Origin of the sequence: Bacillus sp. 22190, from assembly GCF_052045575.1 — a bacterium.
Taxonomy (GTDB): Bacteria; Bacillota; Bacilli; order Bacillales; family Bacillaceae; genus Bacillus; species Bacillus altitudinis.
The window spans coordinates 261,049-281,023 of sequence record NZ_JBQEPF010000004.1 but is presented as its reverse complement, the minus strand read 5'-3'; the positions used below and the strand labels follow the sequence as shown (position 1 = coordinate 281,023).

General features: G+C 39.7%; 21 protein-coding genes and 1 riboswitch. Of the genes, 7 read left to right on the top strand and 14 right to left on the bottom strand.

Annotated elements, in window-relative coordinates; translation table 11 throughout:
- Positions 1–41 precede the first annotated feature (41 nt).
- A riboswitch (TPP riboswitch) is annotated at positions 42–151 on the bottom strand.
- 53 nt (positions 152–204) lie between these two features.
- Positions 205–2,052, bottom strand: a complete 1,848-nt coding sequence (locus tag ACTJKA_RS07895) for a monovalent cation:proton antiporter family protein (RefSeq protein WP_046527497.1) — start codon at positions 2,050–2,052, stop codon at positions 205–207.
- 160 nt (positions 2,053–2,212) lie between these two features.
- Between ACTJKA_RS07895 and prpE the strand changes: the two genes are divergently transcribed.
- Positions 2,213–2,956, top strand: coding sequence for a bis(5'-nucleosyl)-tetraphosphatase PrpE (gene prpE / locus ACTJKA_RS07890; protein ID WP_039963415.1), 744 nt, complete (start codon positions 2,213–2,215; stop codon positions 2,954–2,956).
- Between the two features lie 40 nt (positions 2,957–2,996).
- Here prpE and ACTJKA_RS07885 read toward each other — a convergent pair whose 3' ends face one another.
- From ACTJKA_RS07885 to ACTJKA_RS07870, 4 genes are all read right to left on the bottom strand, one after another.
- Entirely contained in the window at positions 2,997–3,890 is an 894-nt protein-coding gene (locus ACTJKA_RS07885; protein ID WP_268357531.1) for an RluA family pseudouridine synthase, read from the bottom strand.
- A gap of 17 nt (positions 3,891–3,907) precedes the next feature.
- Positions 3,908–4,708, bottom strand: a complete 801-nt coding sequence (locus tag ACTJKA_RS07880; RefSeq protein WP_008355343.1) for an NAD kinase — start codon at positions 4,706–4,708, stop codon at positions 3,908–3,910.
- A 65-nt stretch (positions 4,709–4,773) separates the two neighbouring features.
- Positions 4,774–5,403: a GTP pyrophosphokinase gene (locus tag ACTJKA_RS07875; protein WP_008348457.1), complete on the bottom strand. Its 630-nt coding sequence runs from the start codon at positions 5,401–5,403 to the stop codon at positions 4,774–4,776.
- Positions 5,404–5,436: 33 nt separating this feature from the next.
- The gene (locus tag ACTJKA_RS07870) at positions 5,437–5,802 is read right to left on the bottom strand and encodes a hypothetical protein (protein WP_008348459.1); all 366 of its coding nucleotides are present in this window, start codon (positions 5,800–5,802) and stop codon (positions 5,437–5,439) included.
- 217 nt (positions 5,803–6,019) lie between these two features.
- Between ACTJKA_RS07870 and ACTJKA_RS07865 the strand changes: the two genes are divergently transcribed.
- The 5 genes from ACTJKA_RS07865 (at position 6,020) to ACTJKA_RS07845 (ending at position 9,439) form a co-directional block, all read left to right on the top strand.
- Positions 6,020–6,595: a CYTH domain-containing protein gene (locus ACTJKA_RS07865; protein ID WP_007498999.1), complete on the top strand. Its 576-nt coding sequence runs from the start codon at positions 6,020–6,022 to the stop codon at positions 6,593–6,595.
- A 25-nt stretch (positions 6,596–6,620) separates the two neighbouring features.
- Entirely contained in the window at positions 6,621–7,385 is a 765-nt protein-coding gene (locus ACTJKA_RS07860) for a lytic transglycosylase domain-containing protein (protein ID WP_008348461.1), read from the top strand.
- Positions 7,386–7,662: 277 nt separating this feature from the next.
- On the top strand, positions 7,663–8,061 hold the full coding sequence (locus ACTJKA_RS07855) for a globin domain-containing protein (RefSeq protein ID WP_007499001.1): 399 nt from the start codon (positions 7,663–7,665) through the stop codon (positions 8,059–8,061).
- Positions 8,058–8,969 carry a ClpXP adapter SpxH family protein gene (locus ACTJKA_RS07850; RefSeq protein WP_007499002.1) on the top strand — a complete coding sequence of 304 codons (912 nt, stop codon included), beginning with the start codon at positions 8,058–8,060 and terminating at the stop codon, positions 8,967–8,969. The genes ACTJKA_RS07855 and ACTJKA_RS07850 overlap by 4 nt, the downstream gene beginning before the upstream one ends.
- A gap of 296 nt (positions 8,970–9,265) precedes the next feature.
- Positions 9,266–9,439, top strand: coding sequence for a hypothetical protein (locus tag ACTJKA_RS07845; protein ID WP_035392421.1), 174 nt, complete (start codon positions 9,266–9,268; stop codon positions 9,437–9,439).
- A gap of 231 nt (positions 9,440–9,670) precedes the next feature.
- On the opposite strand, the gene pepF is transcribed toward ACTJKA_RS07845, so the two are convergent.
- The 4 genes from pepF to mecA all read right to left on the bottom strand — a co-directional run bounded on the left by pepF (position 9,671) and on the right by mecA (position 15,306).
- The gene (pepF, locus tag ACTJKA_RS07840; protein WP_320443017.1) at positions 9,671–11,497 is read right to left on the bottom strand and encodes an oligoendopeptidase F; all 1,827 of its coding nucleotides are present in this window, start codon (positions 11,495–11,497) and stop codon (positions 9,671–9,673) included.
- A gap of 214 nt (positions 11,498–11,711) precedes the next feature.
- Positions 11,712–12,872 carry a competence protein CoiA gene (locus tag ACTJKA_RS07835; protein WP_135226778.1) on the bottom strand — a complete coding sequence of 387 codons (1,161 nt, stop codon included), beginning with the start codon at positions 12,870–12,872 and terminating at the stop codon, positions 11,712–11,714.
- Between the two features lie 162 nt (positions 12,873–13,034).
- The gene (gene cls, locus ACTJKA_RS07830) at positions 13,035–14,555 is read right to left on the bottom strand and encodes a cardiolipin synthase (protein ID WP_268357496.1); all 1,521 of its coding nucleotides are present in this window, start codon (positions 14,553–14,555) and stop codon (positions 13,035–13,037) included.
- Positions 14,556–14,640: 85 nt separating this feature from the next.
- A complete protein-coding gene (gene mecA / locus ACTJKA_RS07825; protein ID WP_008348474.1) occupies positions 14,641–15,306 on the bottom strand; it encodes an adaptor protein MecA in 666 nt (221 codons plus the stop codon).
- Between the two features lie 264 nt (positions 15,307–15,570).
- Between mecA and ACTJKA_RS07820 the strand changes: the two genes are divergently transcribed.
- Positions 15,571–16,236 (top strand): TerC family protein, encoded by a 666-nt coding sequence (locus ACTJKA_RS07820; RefSeq protein WP_007499010.1) that lies wholly within the window; start codon positions 15,571–15,573, stop codon positions 16,234–16,236.
- A 40-nt stretch (positions 16,237–16,276) separates the two neighbouring features.
- Here the strand turns inward: ACTJKA_RS07820 and spxA are convergent, their stop codons facing one another.
- From spxA to ACTJKA_RS07795, 5 genes are all read right to left on the bottom strand, one after another.
- On the bottom strand, positions 16,277–16,672 hold the full coding sequence (gene spxA, locus ACTJKA_RS07815) for a transcriptional regulator SpxA (RefSeq protein WP_003211421.1): 396 nt from the start codon (positions 16,670–16,672) through the stop codon (positions 16,277–16,279).
- 193 nt (positions 16,673–16,865) lie between these two features.
- Positions 16,866–17,444: a GNAT family N-acetyltransferase gene (locus tag ACTJKA_RS07810; RefSeq protein ID WP_007499012.1), complete on the bottom strand. Its 579-nt coding sequence runs from the start codon at positions 17,442–17,444 to the stop codon at positions 16,866–16,868.
- A 212-nt stretch (positions 17,445–17,656) separates the two neighbouring features.
- Positions 17,657–17,869, bottom strand: coding sequence for a hypothetical protein (locus tag ACTJKA_RS07805; protein WP_440607672.1), 213 nt, complete (start codon positions 17,867–17,869; stop codon positions 17,657–17,659).
- Positions 17,870–17,974: 105 nt separating this feature from the next.
- Positions 17,975–18,892, bottom strand: coding sequence for an ABC transporter ATP-binding protein (locus ACTJKA_RS07800; protein WP_007499016.1), 918 nt, complete (start codon positions 18,890–18,892; stop codon positions 17,975–17,977).
- Position 18,893: 1 nt separating this feature from the next.
- Positions 18,894–19,973, bottom strand: a complete 1,080-nt coding sequence (locus ACTJKA_RS07795; RefSeq protein ID WP_007499018.1) for an ABC transporter ATP-binding protein — start codon at positions 19,971–19,973, stop codon at positions 18,894–18,896.
- Positions 19,974–19,975: the final 2 nt, after the last annotated feature.

Sequence of the window (19,975 nt, the reverse complement as noted above, 5' to 3'; positions counted from 1 at the left end):
TTTCCGCGTGGAAAGTGGTTTGGAATTTGTAAAAAGCATAGTCAAACACCGCACCACTTCCCTACGCAGGTATGAACCTGTTCAGGTAATGAGGGTCTAAAAGTCTATACTTTTATCTCAGCCCTTTTAAAGGACTCCCCTAGTGGATCAAACATATATTGTTGTACCTCTATCTTAATCAGGATTTGTTCATCGGTCAAGGGTTCATTGCAACTCTAATTGGGCTCTTAGTCCTGCCACATACTCCCGGGAGCCAGACACAAGCACGCGGTCACCGCTTCTAAGCGTCGTATCCCCATGCGGTACTAAGCTGTCAATTCCTCTAAAAATACGGACAAACACCAAATCGCCGGTAAAAGGAAATTCTCGCAGCATGACGTTATGATATCGATGATTGTTCATTTGAATTTGATACAAAGAAGAATCCTCATTTGTTAACAAGCGAATCGCATCAGGTGCTTCAATCAATGCCCTCAGCACCGTTTTAGATGATAAGAAGTTAGAAAAGGTATCGATCCCTGCTTCCTTTAAAGTCAGCTCGGCTTCCGCTTTGTTGACACTTGCAATGACTTGTTTAGACCCTTCTTCTTTTGCAAATAAAGCAATTTCCTTATTTTTCGTTTCACTGCCTGTAGCCACAACGAGCACATCCTCTTGCCCGATGCCAGCCTGCCTGAGCGTATCATCGTCATATTGTTCAATCGCTTCAACTTCAAAGATGGAGTCAGCAAGCAAGGCTTCTTTATTTTCCTGAAAGACGTGTAAAATACGGATGTCATATTCATCCTGATGTAAATCAAGCGTCACAGGTAACGTCAGCTGATTCGCTCCAATAAACGTCACACGCTTTTTATGATTGGTTTCACGTTCTTGTTTAAATAACGCCTTAAACCAAACAGGCGTTAAAATACTCGTGAGCACAGCGACTAGAATGAGGGCTCCTGACATTTTATGATCAATGACACCAAGCCGCTCACCAATCGTTGCAGCCGCAATAACTAGGGATAACGTCGAGGTTAATAAAAAACCAGAACCAATGACCTTTTTCATGTCATACCATTTTTTTAAATAAAGAATCGGAACGAGTTTACTAAGCAATAATGCAATAAACAGTAGCGGAATCATGATCATGATGGTTGGATCTTTAAAGAGTGACCATATATTCAGGTCCACACCGACCATCACAAAAAAGATCGGAATTAAAAATCCATAGCCAAATGAGTCCAGCTGCTGTACGAGTTCTTTATTAGGCGAAAGAAGAGACACAAGCACACCTGCTAAAAAAGCCCCAAGAATATTTTCAGCACCGAGTGATTCAGATAAGGCAACTAAGACTATAATGAGAGTAAAGATGGCTCTTGTCCCAATTTGCACCGTTCCTTTTGACATGGACTGAAAAATGGACTTTGTCTTAAATACCCGGCCAAATAAATAAAGAAGAATACCTGCCGCAAATAATAATAAGAGCAACCACATGTTCCCTGTTCCATCGCCATAAATGGAGGAAAACACAGCAAGTAAAATCATTGTCACCAAATCAGCAATGACGGCTACAAGCAAAATGATTTGACCAATATTCGTCTGCATCAACTTTTCTTCTTTTAAGGTAGGAACTACCACACCCAATGAGATGGTGGAAATAATAAGCGTCATTAAAAAGGCATTTTGAATAAATCCTGCAAGGACAAACGCATAAGACAGGATAAAGGACATACAAAATACGCCAACAAAAATAATGGTTGCTGTTTTAAATGTATTCGGTTCTTTTAATCCATTTGGTAGTTCTCGCGCTTTCTTCTTTGATTCAAAAGAAGAAAAATCTATTTCAAGTCCACTTAAAAACATAAGAAAAATAAAACCTAGCATGGATAACGTATCTAGCCATGCGTCATGTTCAACAACTAGTTGAAGACCGCTTTTTCCAATGATGAGCCCCATGATGATTTCAGCGACAACGACCGGGATGGTCAGCTTAAATCGGTGCAATAAAATGGGGGTGAAAAAGGCTACAATAATAACGACAACGAGTGATGAAACAGATGTATGCTCCATTGGCTAAAGCCTCCTAACATTCATGTTTAATTTTTAAGTTTTACGTTAAAGCATTGATTCTAACAATTGCCCAAATGAAATGAAAGCCATTCGTTATATTTTCTAAAATTCAAACTTCTTTATATCCGATAAATGGATGAAAAAATCAGGAGGAACCTTTATGAAATTCGATATCATCGGCGATATCCACGGCTGCTACGAAGAGCTGCTTACCCTCATACACAAACTAGGATACGAACTCAAACATGGACTACCTGTCCACCCTGATAAGAGAACACTAGCCCTTGTTGGTGATTTAACAGACCGCGGCCCTCGATCAGTTGCCGTCATGCAATTTGTCATACACGCCTATTCTAAGGGCGCCATCCGCTATGTGCCTGGCAACCATTGTTTTAAGCTGTATCGCTATTTGAAAGGAAATCCCGTAAAATTACTGCACGGTATTGAAACAACGGTGAACGAAATCAAAAAACTGCCGCATGATGAACAAACCATTTTATCACGTGAATTTAAACATTTATTTGAAAAGGCACCGCTTTATGATGTACTGATTCCGAATGAACTGATCATTGCACACGCAGCAATGAAGGAAAAGGATATTGGCAAAAAACCGAACAAACAGATGAGGTCTTATCTATTATTTGGAGCAGTCACCGGAGAAACATGGCCAGACGGTCGACCTGTCAGGAAGGACTGGGCAAAGGAATATCACGGAAAACCATGGATTGTGTACGGGCATACACCCGTAAAAGAACCAAGATTTATCGGTAGAACGGTTAACATTGATACAGGCTGCGTCTTTGGCCACAAGCTCTCTGCCCTTAGATATCCAGAGCTTGAGACAGTATCTGTTCCTTCATCTATGCCATATGATGATTCAAGATTTCAGCATTTCACGCAATAAAAAACCCGGTCCACCATGACAGGTGACCGGGTTTACTTGTTTACTGAAGCAATAATGTCATATCATCCGGCAAAGGAGCCGAAAAGGTCATGGACTCCCCAGTTATCGGATGCGTAAAAACAAGGGTTTCACTATGAAGTGCCTGCCTGCCTATTCTCTCGCTTGTTCCACCATATAGCGTATCTCCAACAAGCGGATGACCAAGGAATTGCATGTGAACACGAATTTGATGAGTTCTTCCCGTTTCAAGGGTAAGGGACACATCAGACATATCTAAATGAGTATGTACCGCCCGCACCGTATAATGTGTTACGGCTTCCTGACCAGATTCATCTACCATTCGTTCAATAATGCTGTCCCCTTTTCGAGCAATTTTTGCTCTAATTGTTCCTTCCTTTTGCGTGATCATGCCATGTGTCATGGCTCTATACGTTCGCTTGACTTCCCCTTTTTTCTGCGCCTTTGATAAAAGGCTGTGTGCAAAGCGATGTTTAGCGACTAACATGACACCAGAAGTATCACGATCAAGACGGTTCACCAAGTGGACAGTCAGTCGAACGGACTGCTTAGCATAATGGTGAAGCAACCCATTTGCAATACTATGCTCAGGGTGCTCTCGAGAAGGAATCGATGGGATATATGGCTTTTTATTCAGCACAAGCACGTGCTCGTCCTCAAATAAAATATCAAGCGGAATGGCCGCAGGTTTTAGACCTTCACTCACTTTTTCCTCGGGAAATAAAATGGTGAGCCTGTCTCCCTCGCGCAGCTCATATCTCACGGTCACATGCTCTCCATTAATCAGAAGGTCACCGCCGTCAAATTTAATATCTGTCAGCATTCGTTTTGAAATGCCAAGATCGATTAAGTAGTCCTTCAGCAGCCTGCCTTCTTCTTTGGCTGATATGGTTTTGTTTATCTTAAAGTATTCCAGCGAGAACAACCTCTTTCTTATTCTCCTTTGCCGATAAAGGAATCTTGCACCCTTTTCCAAAACGGAAATGGTCTAAATCGGGCAAACCGGACATTCTCGTCTGCCACTCGGCATTGAATGGATTTCACATCTTTATGCAGCAGCGACAAATGATCTATCGTCACCTGAAAATCCACGTCATTAATCGGTTTGATCACACACGTATGGTGGTCCGGCAAAATGAGCGGCGAACCGACCGTTCTAAACACTCTGTTGTTGATTGAAGCCATTTCTGCCAGCTGGATCGCCCTAATGGATGGGTGAATAATAGCCCCGCCAAGTGCCTTATTATAGGCTGTACTACCAGATGGTGTAGACAAACAAAGACCATCTCCTCTGAATGTTTCAAAAAGCTGACCCCTAATCTCAACATCTGCCACAAGTGTACCTTCCATACTTTTAATCGTACATTCATTCATTGCTAAATATTTTTCTTCCCGGCCGCCATCGTTGTACCTGACGATGACTTCAAGAATCGGATATTCCACAATATGATAAGGCGTTTTGGCAATGGCTAACACAAGCTTTTCAATTTCACTCGGGACCCAGTCCGCATAAAAACCAAGATGGCCTGTATGTACGCCGACAAAAGCGGTTTCGTTTAGACGGTTACTATACCGGTGAAAAGCGTATAAAAGGGTTCCGTCTCCGCCAACTGTAATGACGAGATCGGGTTCCTCTTCATTTAATTCCATTCCAAAATCCAATAAGTAGGTCTGTATTTTATTTTTAAGTGTGTCAGATACAGAATTCCCTTTCGAAGAAACTGCAAATTTCATGAATTCTTCTCCTTTTCCACCTTGCTGCGACGAGAGAGCAGCATCATATTTGATCAAGCTTAGGCTCAGCTATCGTTTTTCTTTTTCCGGGAAAATGCCACTTGTGCTTCTTGAATTTCCCCTCTGATTTCAGACATCTCATCATCAAGAAGAGATGCTGCCTCAGAAGCTCTTTGAAGGCGCTGCTTGACCTTCTCCGGGATATTCCCGCTATATTTATAATTCAGAGAATGCTCGATGGTCGCCCAAAAGTTCATGGCTAATGTACGGATTTGGATTTCGACGAGGAGCTGCTTCTCTCCATTGATCGTTTGCAGCGGATATAACACAACAAGGTGGTACGAGCGGTATCCGCTTTCTTTATGTTCTGCAATATAGTCGCGTTTATCTACAACCACGAAATCTTTTCGTGACTGAAGCATTTTCTTGACGACTTGTATATCTTCTACAAATTGGCACATAATGCGAAGCCCTGCAATATCCTGCATCGTTTCAATCTCATGCATCGGGATGTTTTTACGCTTTGCCTTTTCCAATATGCTGGCAACGGGTTTCACTCGGCCAGTGACAAATTCTACTGGTGAATGGTCATCCTCAAATTCATACAGTTTTCGGATGCCTTTTAGTTTCACTTTTAATTCTTCGACTGCTTGCTTATATGGTGCGAGGAATTGATCCCATTGTTTTTTGTCCATGAAACTTCCCCCAATTCCAAATACCTAATTATTTCAGAGGAATGTGCTCTTCACTTTCTCTTCCATATCTCCGTAATTGGCATTGTCTTTAATATTGTCGATTAAATAGTTTAATTCCTGATGAAGTTGAATGAGTTCTAGCGTTTGCTCTTCCGCCGCCAAATAGACAGGGATCTCACGATTCATTGCTTCTTTTAATGGAGCCCATGTATGTTCTCCTAAAATAAGATACGTAAAAGACTCCTCAGTCTCAAGTATGTAAACGAACGCAAAGTGATCAGAATCAACAAGCATTTGTCCTGATGCTTTTGCTTTTTGAATTTGCTCATCTGACTGGACCGTCAAGATCAGCCTGTCTTCTTTTAAAGTTGCTTCTGTGATTTCAATTCTGTTTTGCATCATGATCTCCTTTACAACAAAGTACAGCTTTATTTTATCATATCAAGTTCAATATTGATAAACCGAACTTTTTGAGAAAATTTGATTTCTCCATTTCGTTGTTCATTTTGCCTCATTTAGCATCTATATACGTCTCTTTTTAAGGAATAAATAAGAAAAAAAGAAGCTTTTCATGTACAATAATCATATTTCCTCTAAATGAAAGGTTGATGTCAAAATGGCACAGGAAATTGAGATAGAACTAAAACAATTATTAATGAAAGAAGAATTTGAACAGTTAAAAGAATATTTTCAATTAAAGGACGAGGACTTCCACACTCAAACCAACTATTATTTTGATACACCTCAATTTGATATAAAATCCAAATTCGCTGCATTACGAATGAGAGAAAAAGGCGGGCAGTGGGTCCTCACATTAAAGGAACCGCATGAGATCGGCCTTTTGGAAACTCACCAAACGATCGATCCTCCCGCAAGTCTTGAACATTTCCACCTGCCAGAAGGTGAAGTGGCAGACAGATTAGTACACCTTCACATCCAAAAGGATCAAATCGTGTATTTTGGTTCACTGGAAACGTCAAGAGCAGAAAAAATGATCAAAGAAGGCTTAATTGTTTTGGATCACAGCCGATATTTAACAGTAGAGGACTATGAACTTGAATTTGAAGTGAGCGATTTAGACATTGGACAAGCCGCTTTTACAGCATTGCTTCAGCAATTTCAGATCCCACCAAGACACACGAAAAACAAAGTCGTACGCTTTTATGAAGAAAAAATGAAAACAAAAGAATAGATGAATTCCTTGAAGGAGGAACATGATGAACGTCAATCAACTTCAATCCTTTATGCAGCTTCAAGCACTCAAAACGTTACAATCTGATAATGGACAAACACAACTCACAGCTGGACAAGAATCAAGCGCTGAGACTTCATTCCAGTCGCTGTTGCAAGATTTTTTAGGCGGATCAGAATTATCTCGTCTCCCGCTTTCCATTTCTGCTTTCATGGGATCGGACCCATCAACGTCTCCGAACACGCAATATGCACGAATGAACCCATATTTATCTGCGATAGCGGGCAGTGAACAGCTTCAATCTCAGTCTCTTTATGCAAATGACAGCCAATTGAATACCGCAAATGGTATTGGAAACGTCTTAAATAACAGCTATACACCGCCGCTTCAAAAAGCTGTTTCAGGCTCTTCATCAAAAGAGATTAATCAGATCGTCTCACAAATGGCTCAAAAGCACGGAGTTCCAGAAAAGCTGATCCACGCAGTGATCAAGCAAGAATCCGGTTATCGCACGAATGCTGTCAGCCATGCAGGTGCACTTGGACTGATGCAGCTTATGCCGTCTACTGCTAAATCACTTGGCGTGAACAATGCCTTTGATGCTGCCCAAAACATTGAAGGCGGAACGAAGTATTTAAAACAAATGCTGCAAAAATATAATGGAAATGTCTCACTTGCCTTAGCCGCTTATAACGCAGGCTCAGGGAATGTAGATAAGTACGGAGGCATTCCTCCATTTAAAGAAACACAAAATTATGTAAAGAAAATCACAGCTCAATATTTCGCCTAAACCGAAGAGAATAACCTCTTCGGTTTTTTGTATGTCGCTTTTCACCCTTTTTTGACTGAATGTGTTATGATATGGTCAATTGAACACGGACCCTGTCTCCCTCACTATTCCCAAAGGACCAAAGCGGTTTGTTTGTGGAATTGAGTAGAGGTTGTTAAAATAAGTATACAAGAATAGAAACAACAAAATAGAACAAACTGAATATCACTTTTGAAATACATGAAATTCGCAATAGGGTGAGCCATCCTATTAGCTACGAGTTAAAGGAGTAGTCAACATGGTACAATCGTTTAACGCACCTTACGAAGCGGTTGGAGAGGAACTTCTATCGCAACTTGTTGATACTTTTTATGAAAATGTAAAGTGTCATCCTTTGCTTCATCCTATTTTCCCGGATGACTTAAAAGAAACAGCAAGAAAACAAAAACAGTTCTTAACTCAATATTTAGGCGGACCGCCGCTTTATACTGAGGAGCATGGTCACCCAATGCTACGGGCGAGACATCTCCCTTTTCCGATTACTGAGGAGCGGGCGGACGCATGGCTTGAATGCATGGAGGATGCAATGGATCAAGTAGGACTAACCGGCGATATTCGTGACTTTTTATTTGAGCGGCTGTCTTTGACGGCTCGTCACATGGTCAACCAAATACCTGAAAAGGACGGACGATCTTGAGCTGCAATCCGCATGAGCAATATTTCTCACATTGTCACGGACATCCTCAAAAGCCGATTGAAATCTATGTATTCATTGATCCTCTCAGCCCGGACTGCTGGTTATTAGAGCCATCAATTAAAAAGTTGAAAATGAAATATGGCCGTTTCTTCACTTTACGAACGGTTACAAGTTCTAGTATTAATGCTTTGAACCGGAAACGAAAAAAACATTTACTAACCGAAGCGTGGGGGAAATTTGCCACGAAAACTCAGACCAAAAAAGAACAAATGCTGTCTGAACAAATTGTGACATCACCTTATCTCGCCTCTCTTGCATTAAAAGCAGCTGAACTTCAGGGCAGAAAATGCGGAATGAAATTTTTACGACTCATTCAAGAATCGCTTTTTTGCCATCAGCAGGACGTCACCAGTGAACAAGTCTTGCTAGAAAATGCAAAAACGGCTGGACTGGACATTGAAGAGTTCCAGCGAGATATCCATTCTCAAAGTGCTGTCAAAGCGCTCCAATGTGATATGAAAATCGCAGCTGAAATGGATGTGTCTGAGCTTCCCACTTTCGCCTTTTTTAATACGATCAATGGTGAAGAAGGATTAAAGATTTCAGGTGCATATTCTTATGATATTTACGAGGAAATTCTCTTTGAAATGATTGGCGAAAAACCAACACCTTCAGAACGACCGCCAATTGAATGGTTTATCGCTTACTTTCAATTTGCATCAGCAAAAGAAATTGCCGTTGTATATGACCTGACCCTTGAAGAAGTTGAACGCGAGATGAAAAAGCTCGCATTCGCTAAAAAGGTAGAACGTGTACAAGTACATCAGGAAATGTTTTGGCGTTATACAGAAGGAGACAATCATTCAGATCTTGATGTCTACCGCTGTGAGAATGAACATGGGTGCTGACCCATGTTTTTTTCTTTACCCCCAAAAGAACACTTGTTCTTTTTATAAGTACGAAGAAACCGCGCCGGGATAAGCGCGGTTTCACTATGTCTTAACGACAACAAAGGGGATGGGAGAAATTTTTCACGGTCAAACAAAGGGGTAATGTTTGTATGTGATTAATTTCACATCTGTAGTATATCAAATTTTGTCGACTTATGACAACCGATATACTATATGTTCATATTTTTGTCACAAAACATAAGAGGACTGTCACTTTCATATAGTGAAAGTAACAAAAAAATGGGGGGATCTGCATGCGCAGCACAACCATTGGACTTGTTGCCATTGGCTTATGTTTCTGTTTAAATATATTAGGCTTAATGAAGATGCTGCCTCTTTACCTGACATCTCCACTCCTATTCGCTTCCATTCTCTTTACACTCTATCGAATGAATTACCGAAAAACCTTCAAAGGTTTTAAATCGTAATCATTGAATGTACAAACCTCGTTCATATAGACGAGGTCTAGCGTGTAGGCAAACCCTCGCATTCGGTGTCAGTCCTCCGTGCAAAGGTTTTCTATCACGCTAAAAAGAAGTCAAAGGGCTAAAATCAAGTTCATTTTAGCCCTTTGTCAACAATCTGGTCTTTTTTATTTCAAGAAAAAACTCCTGCCAAAAGGTGAGTTTGCACTCACACATCTGACAGAAGTCTTCTCGTTACTCACCAGTCTTTGAGATGAGCTCTTCCATTTCCTTTAATTTTTCTTCAAACAATTGACATGCTGCCTCAATTGGTTCTTTTGATGCCATATCTACACCAGCTTTTTTCAGCACGTTGATTGGATAGTCAGAGCTTCCTGCTTTAAGGAAGTCTGTATAGCGCTCCACTGCAGGTTTCCCTTCTTCTAAAATTTGTTTACTTAATGCCTGAGCCGCACTATAGCCTGTCGCATATTGATACACATAATAGTTGTAATAGAAATGCGGAATTCGCGTCCATTCTAATCCGATTTCCTTATCCACAACCATACCATCGCCAAAATACTTCTTATTCAGGTCGTAATACAGGTTCGTCATAAACTCTGGCGTTAATGCCTCCCCTTCTTGCGCTTTCACATGAATCAGGTGCTCGAACTCTGCAAACATCGTTTGTCTGAATACCGTCCCTCTAAATCCTTCTAACAAGTGATTGAGCACATACAAGCGCTGCTTTTTGTCCTCTAAATGATTGAGTAAGTATTCGCCTAGTAATGCTTCATTTGTTGTAGAAGCTACTTCCGCTACAAAAATGCTGTAGTTTCCGTACGGATATGGCTGATGCTTTCTTGTATAGTAGCTATGAACAGAGTGACCAAATTCATGAGCCAGCGTAAATAAATTATCAATATTATTTTGCCAGTTCATTAAGATATAAGGATTCGTACCATAGCTTCCAGAAGAATACGCGCCGCTTCGTTTCCCTTTATTCTCATAAACATCTACCCAGCGATTTTCGAGTCCCTCTTTTAATACCGAAACATATTCTTCTCCTAATGGCGCTAACCCTTTCAGCATATAATCCTTTGCTTCGTCATAGGTCAGCTTCATGCCAGCATCTTTTACTAATGGTGTATACAAGTCATAATTGTGCACTTCATCAAGCTTTAATACCTTTTTACGCAATTCAATGTAGCGGTGTAATAAGGGTAAATATTGATGAACTGTATCAATTAGATTGTCATACACTTCTTCAGGAATACTGTTGCGTGATAGCGCTGCTTCTCTTGCCGATTTGTATTGACGTACTTTCGCATAAAAATTATCCTTTTTAATCGAGCCGCTGAGTGTAGACGCCAAAGTATTCTTATATTGATCATACGTTTTATAAACGGCTTTAAAAGCATTCTTTCTCACTTCACGATCATCACTGTTTAAAAAAGTAATGAAGTTGCCATGAGTAATTTTCTTTTCTTCTCCATTTTCATCCTTAACAGAAGGGAACGAAATATCTGCATTATTAAACATACTAAACGTAGTGGATGATGTTGATAAAGGTTCAGAGGCTTCAGCTAATAAAGCTTCTTGCTCCTCACTTAAAATATGCGGACGCTCTTTGTTAATTTCTTCGAGAGCGTGAGAATAAAGTTTTAATTCTTCTTTTTCCAAAATAAATTGCTGCAGCTTATCTTCTTGAATAGATAAAATCTCCGGAACAATATAGGCAGATGTACTAGACAGCTGTGTAAATAAATTGGATGCTTTATCATTTAAAGCCTGAAATGATGAATTTGTTGTATCTTCATCATATTTCATATGCGCATATGTATAAAGCTTGCCAAGCTTTTCAGAAAGTTGATCCTGAAATGTTAGGGCTTCATACAAGACATCAGCAGAATGGGCCAGCTTGCCTTTAAATTGGGCGAGCTTCGGAATTTCTTTTTTTACAGCTTCGAATTCCTTATTCCAAGAATCGACACTTTCAAAAATATCTTCAAGGCGCCATTTGTTTTCTTCTTTTACTTCGCTTCTGTCTGGTAAATGATTGTTGTTATTTTGTGAAGTCATATGAATCCCCCTTGCATGAGTTGTGTTGAACCAACCTTTCGGAAAGTGAAAGAAATTGGTGTTGTATTTATCTTCTTTGTTTTGAACTATGTTTGTCAAATCATATGCAGAAATAAATACCAAACAAACTAAAAAAATGAGAAAAAAGCGTTTCTTTCTATTCAATAGCAGCACCACCTTTTTCTTATCATGATCAAAGTGGGCATGAAACATGCTAATGAAATAAGAAAGCATCTCGTTTTATCGCTTCATCTGCTGTTCGTATAGGCTTTTGATTCGACGTTACTTGATAATTACCCTCTTTCGTCATGTATAAAAATCCTAGTTTCACAAGCGCCCGTACATATGAAATGATCACCTCTTTGATTTCTTCTATTGTGACATTGGTATATCGGAGCTTCACTTCTTTATTCTGGACACATCGCTCAATTTCTTTTAAAAGAAGATGAATGGTCACTTGTTCTTTTCCCGTTCGAACCATCCAATCATAAAGACATCCTTGCCACACATAAACAGGGCTTGAAAAGATATATGCTTCTGTCAGGGGGATAAATAGTTCTGTCGGTAGAAATGGCCATGCTGTTTGATGATGCTCATAAAAAATGGTTCTTAAACGCTTGCTTTCATTTGCTAAAATGCGGGGTGGCCGCTCCCTAAATTGCCGAATACACTTGAGCCACTCTTTATACAATTGATGATTGCTCGAGGAAACAGATAAGAGTGCTGGTAGTTGGCGATAAGCTGAAGGCGGTCTAACGGTCATTGAAGCACATATTTTCGTTGGCTGAAACACGAGAAGTTGATCCAGGTGGATAAATCTATTTTGGATCGGACAATAAAAAATGAGTCTCCTATTCTTTGACTGCCTTAAAATGCCCCAATGAATGGAGGAGAATGAAAAGAGCTGGCCAGCCATTCGTTTTAAACGATTCGCCCCTATGATCCATATAGGATAGAGCCCCGCAGCACGGAGACCTTCCGTTCGTTTATGCAGCTCTTTCCACGAAATATTTGCGCATTGAAATTCAATGGCATAGCTTTTATTTTCTATATCGACGGTCACATCAGGGCGCTGCTGAATGTTTGAAACATATTTCTCTAGTAACGGCTCATATCCAAGCTGCGTGAGCCAATCATTAAGAGCAATCTTCCCTGCCTGATGATAAGCTGTTTCACCGGTGGACGCTAATGGACATGCCGAGAGCTGTTTATGTGCAAAATGATGGACACGATGCTCACCTAGCTTTAATAGAACCTCCTGCCTACATTCAGGACAGTAAAATTTGCATGTAGCTCTTACATGCTCTAGCCGCCTTTTAGTCAGATGTTGTGTGATGCGAATCAGCTTGCCATTCTCCATGATCGCTGCATTCATATATTTCACCCCTTGCTCTTTGATGACCGTATTATAGCTTTTTCTCTCATCAGGAAGCGAATATCGAAAATGAACTTTTATCGTATCAAAACGCGATTTTAACCTACTTTCCCTTATTAAAATAAAAAATCCCCCTTTTAAAAAAGGGGGAAAATACAATTTTTATAAAAGAGGTGATAATAATCTTGCTGTTGATTCAAACAGCCTCACCCTCAAAGGTCTCTTCGCAAATTCTTCTGGAACAATTTCATGCGACTGCTCTAAATCACCTAAGAAGTCGTTGACCAGCTTCTCTGTACTTTTTGTTTTATAGAGGAAAGCATTCACTTCAAAGTTCAGATGAAAACTTCTCATATCCATATTTGCTGTACCAATTGATGCTAGCTCACTATCCACAATGATAAACTTACTATGCATAAAGCCTTGATCATATTCGTATACCTTCGCACCTGCTTCTAAAAGTTCGGGGAAGTATGAACGGGACGCATGAAATACAATGCGTTTATCTGGATTTTTCGGTGCAATGATTCGTACATCGACTCCGCTCAAAGCAGCAATTTTCAGTGCGGACAAAATATCATCATCTGGTACAAAATAAGGTGAAGCAATCCAAATTGATTTTTTGGCGGAGATAATCATGGAGAAAAAGAGATTTTTAATGACTTCCCACTGTTTATCAGGACCACCCGCAATCATTTGTACGCCTTCTGCTCGACTCTCCATATGGCTGAAATCTTTAAAATAATCCACACCCGAGCATCTTTCATTGGTCATGTAATACCAATCCTGCATAAAAATCTGCTGCAAATCACGAACGGCCTCACCTTTAATCATCAGGTGGGTATCACGCCAAAATCCATATTGTCTGCTTCTGCCCATATATTCGTCCCCAATGTTAAGTCCGCCGACAAATCCTACTTCTCCATCAATCACCACGATTTTCCGGTGATTTCGGAAATTGATTTTATTATTTAATAAGGGCAGTCTCACTGGTAAAAACGGAACGATCTGCACGCCAGCCTTTTCTAAGTCAGCAATATATTGACGGGAAAGTTTTAGGCTGCCTACATCATCATATAAAAAGCGGACAATCACACCACTTTTTGCTTTCTCGATTAAAATGTCCTTTAATTCTTGTCCCAGATCATCATGACGGAGAATATAATATTCTAGGTGAATGTGATGTGTTGCTTTTTTGATCTCTTCAAAAATATGAGAGAACGTTTCTTCTCCATTGGTCAGAACTTTAGAGGATGTGCGATACGTAATAGGGGTATGTCCAAGTCTGTGGGCCAGCTTAAATAAGAGCTGCTGATGGTCACCCATATGAGTCATTTTTTCAATCGCTTCTCTGTGGATACGTTCATCTTCCTGGACAAGCTGTTCGTCTAGTACCGCTTTCTTTTCAAAAAGTCTGCGCTTTTTAATATTGCGTCCAAAGAAAATATAAAACAAAAACCCGAAAAGCGGAAAGCTCCCAAGCAGCACAAGCCACGTAATCGTTTGAGAGGGGTTTCTGTTTTCTAAGAAAATGACAAACCCGATGAAAATAATCGATAAAGTGAATAGAACACTGACGGAACTTAATACATTTACCGCTAGATCACCGGCAAAAATTTGGATAATCAAATAAGCACCTATCGTAATGATAAGAAAAAATAGAACTTTGACTACATTTCTCATTTCATTTTCTCCTTGCCGATCACTTTGTTTACTTTTTCATTCAGATAAAAAAGTCGATTCCTCTATAGAAATCGACTTTTGGTTGTTACGAGAAGTGCTGTTGAATCGTTTCAAGCGCATTCTCTTTGACAATCAGCTGACCGTATTCTTGCAGTCTGTAGATGCTGACCACTGATTCATGAGCATATTCAAGCAGAATACTAAGCTTATTCTCCACCTGCTCATCTGACAAATCCTCGTGGAAGTCAACATATAGATAATAACGGTTTTCAAACGAATATAAACTTGTCGTAAAATCCTGCATATTTAATTGAGAAAGTGCAATCAAATCTTCAAAGTCATCCATTTTCAATACGAACTGAAGTTGAAGTTTTTTGTCCTTCTCATTATGATCTTCTTGATCTTGCTCTTCTTTATGAAAATCATCAAGCAGAGCATCTAAACTTTCTTCATCTGTTTGATCTTTTTTATCTTCTGGAATCGGCAATTCGAGCTTTTGTCCATCTTTAGAAAGTTGGGCTTTTGTCACGACAATTTCAAGACCTTTATCAAGTGCCTGTACTTGAATCCAAAGTGGTCCCTCTACTGCAAATTCTTCTTCTTCGTGCACTTCGTCCATCACTTCCCAGAACAGCTCTTCACTGCGCTCACGATTATACCAAATCTCTTCACGGTCAAAACCGCGATCTTCAATATCACCGTAGGAAATATAAAATTTGACTGTATGTTCATTTATTCTTTCGATTTCCATTTTGCCAACCTTCCCTTCTATATAAGATGTTGAAGGGACATACAAGCTCCCAATTAATAGTACTTTACTACACTTTACCCGTTCCGTCTACATGTTAACCATTTAAAGAAATGAGGTATTGCTGTGTACTGTCTATTTTATGATAAAACATGAATAAAAGAAATAAAAACGCATTTTTTGCAGAGAAAACTTGCAGAAACATATATTTGAATTGTCCTCATATATTGGTTGTACGAGCTATTTTAGTGAAATGAGGTGAACTGGATGGAAACAGAGTGGATCGTATCCTTACTGATGATTATTGGCATAGATCTTATATTAGGCGGAGATAATGCATTAATCATTGCGATGGCCAGTCGAAGCTTATCAAATGAAAAACGAAACAAAGCCATATGGATCGGCACACTTTTGGCAGTGCTGATGAGAATCACCATGACTGGTGCTGCCGTTTATTTATTGACCATCCCCTATTTGCAATTTATCGGCGGTCTCTTTCTCCTTTATATCGGATACAATTTGTTAATCGAACAAAAGAAAGAATCCATTCGGATTAAAAGCAGCGGCTCGCTTTGGCGTGCTGTTCAGACTATCGTGATTGCAGATCTTTTTATGTCACTTGATAATGTGATTGCTGTTGCAGGGGCGGCTAAGGGGAACATGGTGCTCACTGCCTTTGGCTTAATGATTTCAGTCCCGATTATTATTTGGGGGAGTAAGCTGATTCATGCAGCACTAACCAAGTTTCCGATTCTTTTATACGGAGGGAGTGCCCTTTTAGCTTTTACTGGCGGAGAAATGATTGTCCGTGATGTAAAACTGAATGAATTTATGGCGCAGCATACAACACTTGAATTGTTGCTTCCCTTTTTAACCGTCGCAACCGTTATTTTAGCTAGTCTCTTTTACGAACAAACGGCTGAAAATAAATAAAAAAAGCTGCCAAATGATCGGCAGCTTTTCGTGTTCTCTATTAGTTAGCAAGTCGCTGAGCTTCTCGAAGTTGGAATGTACGAACCGTTCTAGGAAGGAAACGTCTAATTTCATCTTCGTTGTACCCAACTTGCAGTCTTTTTTCATCCAAAATAATTGGACGTCTTAGAAGACCAGGGTGCTCATTGATTAGTTTATACAATTGTTGAAGCGGCATTGTCTCAACATTTACATTTAGTTTTTGGAATACTTTAGAACGTGTTGAGATAATTTCATCTGTACCATCTTCCGTCATACGAAGAATCTCTTTGATTTCATCGATTGAAAGAGGCTCAGAAAAGATATTTCTCTCTTGGTATGGAATATTGTGCTCTTCTAACCACGCTCTTGCTTTTCTACATGATGTACAGCTTGGTGATGTGTATAATGTTACCATAAATCTTCACTCCTCAATTTGTAGAATGAATATTGATCTGTATTCTTAAATTAAAATTGTTCTAAATAAGTAATCTTTATAGTGATTATACTATAAAAAAGTAAGTGTGAACAGATTTTCTTGCAATTTTTGTGACAAAAACTAGACAATTTCATTCTTTTTGTGCTGATGTTTGAAGTCTGAACATTCTCATTTAGTCGAGATGATCGAAAATATTTTTTTGTTTTCTATTTTCAACGAGCTTCAGCACATCATCAACATCCTCATACGATTGTCCATACCATTCTTCGTCTTTATACGTATGGATTCCTTCGTACGTCTTTCTCATGGCCTCCATCATTTCTTCCTCATTATCTGTACGAGGCGACCAATAAAGAATTTCCATGCGGTTCACTTCATTCGTTGCAAGTGACCTGCGTTTATAACCAATTGATTCAGCATGCTTGAAGTGCTCTCTCTGATAAAACTTTAGGCGTTTTGCAGTATCTGCATCATCTTCATCTACAGGCTCGACCTCAAGCAAGATCGGTTTTCTTTTTTCCTTCAGCTTATGAATGAGCTTTGAGCCGAGGCCTTCACCTCTTGCATCCTTGGAAACAAATAAATAATCAATAAAGATGAAAGAATCAAATTCAGCGTACATCATCACATGATGAGGCCCTTCTTCTTTATGATAAATATCACTTCTTTCCTTTAATAAAGCTTCCATATGCTCTTTTGACTTCATTTCTTCTATCGGGAAGTATTCACTGAGCTTTTCATACCAATTCATGGATCCGCTCCTTATGATGTAGTTAAGAACCACTTCCTTATCTATTCCCGATTTCCTGCTATTTAAACGCCTGTACTAGTAAGACGCAGCAATGCCATTGGTGGTTTCACTTTTTTTCAAGAGAAAGCAAAAAAGTTTTATATCGAACGATTCATGAGCATTTGAAAGCAAGCAAACAAAAGAAGTGTCATGGCGATCTGAAACATGATGAACTAAAGGTACTTCATACGCCGGACTTCTTCCTTCTGTTTATTCGTGCGCCGATACAGAGCAAATTCAACCGAAAACGAAATGATGCAAATAAGCACTAAAAATGCGAGCATCCACTTTCCTCCGTTTAGTTTCGATAAAAAAGATATTGAAAAAAGCATCGTGACGATAAAAAAGTGAAGACATGAATAGCGAAACGTCTTCCATAACAACATTTGATTTCCTCCTGGTTTACTCACTTTACATAAAAATTACCATCAACTTGTTTTTTTGTAAAATAAAAAAAGAAGCACTGATATCGCAGTGCTTCTTCTCTGTTCTTATTGTTTTGCTTTGATCTCTTTGAATTCTTCCTCAGTACAGCTGACAAAGTGACCTGGCTTCACTTCACGAAATTCCGTATTTGTTCCTTTATGAACAGATGGATCGTATTTAATCCGTTTGCGGTTACGCTCATAATCAGGATCTGGAAGCGGAATCGCAGATAGTAATGATTTTGTATATGGATGAAGCGGGTTTTCATATAATTCATTCGCTGGTGCCAGCTCAACCAATTTCCCAAAATACATCACGCCGATACGATCGCTGATATATTTCACCATGGAAAGGTCATGGGCAATGAATAAATACGTTAAGCCCTTTTCTTCTTGCAGTTCTTTCATTAAGTTGACGACCTGCGCTTGGATCGACACATCTAGTGCAGAGATTGGCTCATCGGCAATGATGAAATCCGGCTCAACAGCTAACGCACGAGCAATCCCAATACGCTGCCTTTGACCGCCTGAAAATTCATGCGGGTATCTATTCGCGTGCTCTTTATTCAAACCAACCGTTTCAAGCAATTGATATACACGCTCTTTACGTGCTTGCTTTGTTTTCGCAAGGCCATGAATGTCAATACCTTCTGCAATGATATCAAGAACTGTCATTCTAGGGTTAAGTGAAGCATATGGATCTTGGAAAATCATCTGCATTTGGCGGTTAAATTCAAGCATTTTTTGTCTTGATTTCTTTCCGTGAACGCTTTCTCCTTTATAGAGAACTTCACCATCTGTCGCATCATAAAGTCTTATGATCGAACGGCCAGTTGTCGACTTTCCACATCCAGATTCACCTACAAGTCCAAGTGTTTCACCTTTATAAATATCAAATGAGACACCATCAACTGCTTTTACAGTCCCTCTTGCTGTATGGAAATGCTGCTTTAAATTTTTAATTTCTAACAGTTTTTCTGCCATGCTATTCACCCTCTTTTACTAATACAGGTTTTTCGTAGCTACCTTCTAGTTCACGCATTCTCGCCTTTACGGAAGCAGGCGGTTCAACTTTAGGGGCATTCGGATGAAGTAGCCATGATTTCACATAATGCGTATCTGATACTTTGAACATTGGTGGTTCTTGTTCAAAGTCAATTTTCATTGCATAATCGCTCCGGAGTGCAAATGCATCTCCTTTCGGCGGGTTTGTTAAATCTGGTGGTGTTCCTGGAATTGCCGTTAGTTTCCCTTCAGCTCCTCCATCTGTGTCTAGGCTTGGCATAGATGCTAAAAGTCCCCATGTATATGGATGTTTCGGATTGTAGAAAATTTCATCAACAGTCCCTGTCTCCACAATCTGTCCAGCATACATAACGGCTACACGATCAGCAACATTGGCCACAACACCTAGATCATGGGTAATAAAGATAATAGATGTTTCGACTTTTTGCTGAATTTCTTTCATTAATTCTAAGATTTGCGCCTGAATGGTTACATCAAGTGCAGTCGTTGGCTCATCAGCAATCAATAGCTTTGGATCGGCTGCAAGTGCCATCGCGATGACAACCCTTTGTCTCATCCCGCCACTAAATTCATGCGGATATTGTTTGATTCTTTTTTCAGGCATTGGAATCCCAACAAGCTCTAAAAGTTCAATGGCTCTTTTTTCAGCCGCTTCTTTTGAGATTTGTTCATGCTTGAAAAGTACTTCTGTAATTTGTTTCCCGACCTTCATGGTTGGGTTCAAAGAAGTCATCGGATCTTGGAAGATCATTGAAATGTCTTTTCCTCGAATGGTTTGCATTTGTTTTTCCGTTTTCTTGACAATATCCTGCCCATCAAATAAAATCTCTCCGCGCTTGAAATAACCTGGCGGCATCGGGATTAATCTCATGATGGCCTGTGATGTTACACTTTTTCCAGAACCAGATTCACCTACAATAGCAAGTGTCTCGCCTTTATTTAAGTGGAAGTTCACACCACGAATGGCTTGAACCTCTCCACCATATGTTTTAAATGAGATTGCAAGGTCTTTCACCTCTAGAATACGTTCACGTTCCATCC

Excerpts from the sequence above, each read along its gene's own strand:
- ACTJKA_RS07875 (WP_008348457.1), bottom strand. The coding sequence starts at position 5,403 with ATGGACAAAAAACAATGGGATCAATTCCTCGCACCATATAAGCAAGCA.
- ACTJKA_RS07880 (WP_008355343.1), bottom strand. The coding sequence starts at position 4,708 with ATGAAATTTGCAGTTTCTTCGAAAGGGAATTCTGTATCTGACACACTT.
- ACTJKA_RS07865 (WP_007498999.1), top strand. The coding sequence starts at position 6,020 with ATGGCACAGGAAATTGAGATAGAACTAAAACAATTATTAATGAAAGAA.
- ACTJKA_RS07805 (WP_440607672.1), bottom strand. The coding sequence starts at position 17,869 with ATGTTGTTATGGAAGACGTTTCGCTATTCATGTCTTCACTTTTTTATC.
- ACTJKA_RS07795 (WP_007499018.1), bottom strand. The coding sequence starts at position 19,973 with ATGGAACGTGAACGTATTCTAGAGGTGAAAGACCTTGCAATCTCATTT.
- ACTJKA_RS07820 (WP_007499010.1), top strand. The coding sequence starts at position 15,571 with ATGGAAACAGAGTGGATCGTATCCTTACTGATGATTATTGGCATAGAT.
- ACTJKA_RS07855 (WP_007499001.1), top strand. The coding sequence starts at position 7,663 with ATGGTACAATCGTTTAACGCACCTTACGAAGCGGTTGGAGAGGAACTT.
- mecA (WP_008348474.1), bottom strand. The coding sequence starts at position 15,306 with ATGGAAATCGAAAGAATAAATGAACATACAGTCAAATTTTATATTTCC.
- ACTJKA_RS07835 (WP_135226778.1), bottom strand. The coding sequence starts at position 12,872 with ATGAATGCAGCGATCATGGAGAATGGCAAGCTGATTCGCATCACACAA.
- cls (WP_268357496.1), bottom strand. The coding sequence starts at position 14,555 with ATGAGAAATGTAGTCAAAGTTCTATTTTTTCTTATCATTACGATAGGT.
- prpE (WP_039963415.1), top strand. The coding sequence starts at position 2,213 with ATGAAATTCGATATCATCGGCGATATCCACGGCTGCTACGAAGAGCTG.
- ACTJKA_RS07895 (WP_046527497.1), bottom strand. The coding sequence starts at position 2,052 with ATGGAGCATACATCTGTTTCATCACTCGTTGTCGTTATTATTGTAGCC.
- spxA (WP_003211421.1), bottom strand. The coding sequence starts at position 16,672 with ATGGTAACATTATACACATCACCAAGCTGTACATCATGTAGAAAAGCA.
- pepF (WP_320443017.1), bottom strand. The coding sequence starts at position 11,497 with ATGACTTCACAAAATAACAACAATCATTTACCAGACAGAAGCGAAGTA.
- ACTJKA_RS07845 (WP_035392421.1), top strand. The coding sequence starts at position 9,266 with ATGCGCAGCACAACCATTGGACTTGTTGCCATTGGCTTATGTTTCTGT.
- ACTJKA_RS07800 (WP_007499016.1), bottom strand. The coding sequence starts at position 18,892 with ATGGCAGAAAAACTGTTAGAAATTAAAAATTTAAAGCAGCATTTCCAT.
- ACTJKA_RS07810 (WP_007499012.1), bottom strand. The coding sequence starts at position 17,444 with ATGAATTGGTATGAAAAGCTCAGTGAATACTTCCCGATAGAAGAAATG.
- ACTJKA_RS07870 (WP_008348459.1), bottom strand. The coding sequence starts at position 5,802 with ATGCAAAACAGAATTGAAATCACAGAAGCAACTTTAAAAGAAGACAGG.
- ACTJKA_RS07860 (WP_008348461.1), top strand. The coding sequence starts at position 6,621 with ATGAACGTCAATCAACTTCAATCCTTTATGCAGCTTCAAGCACTCAAA.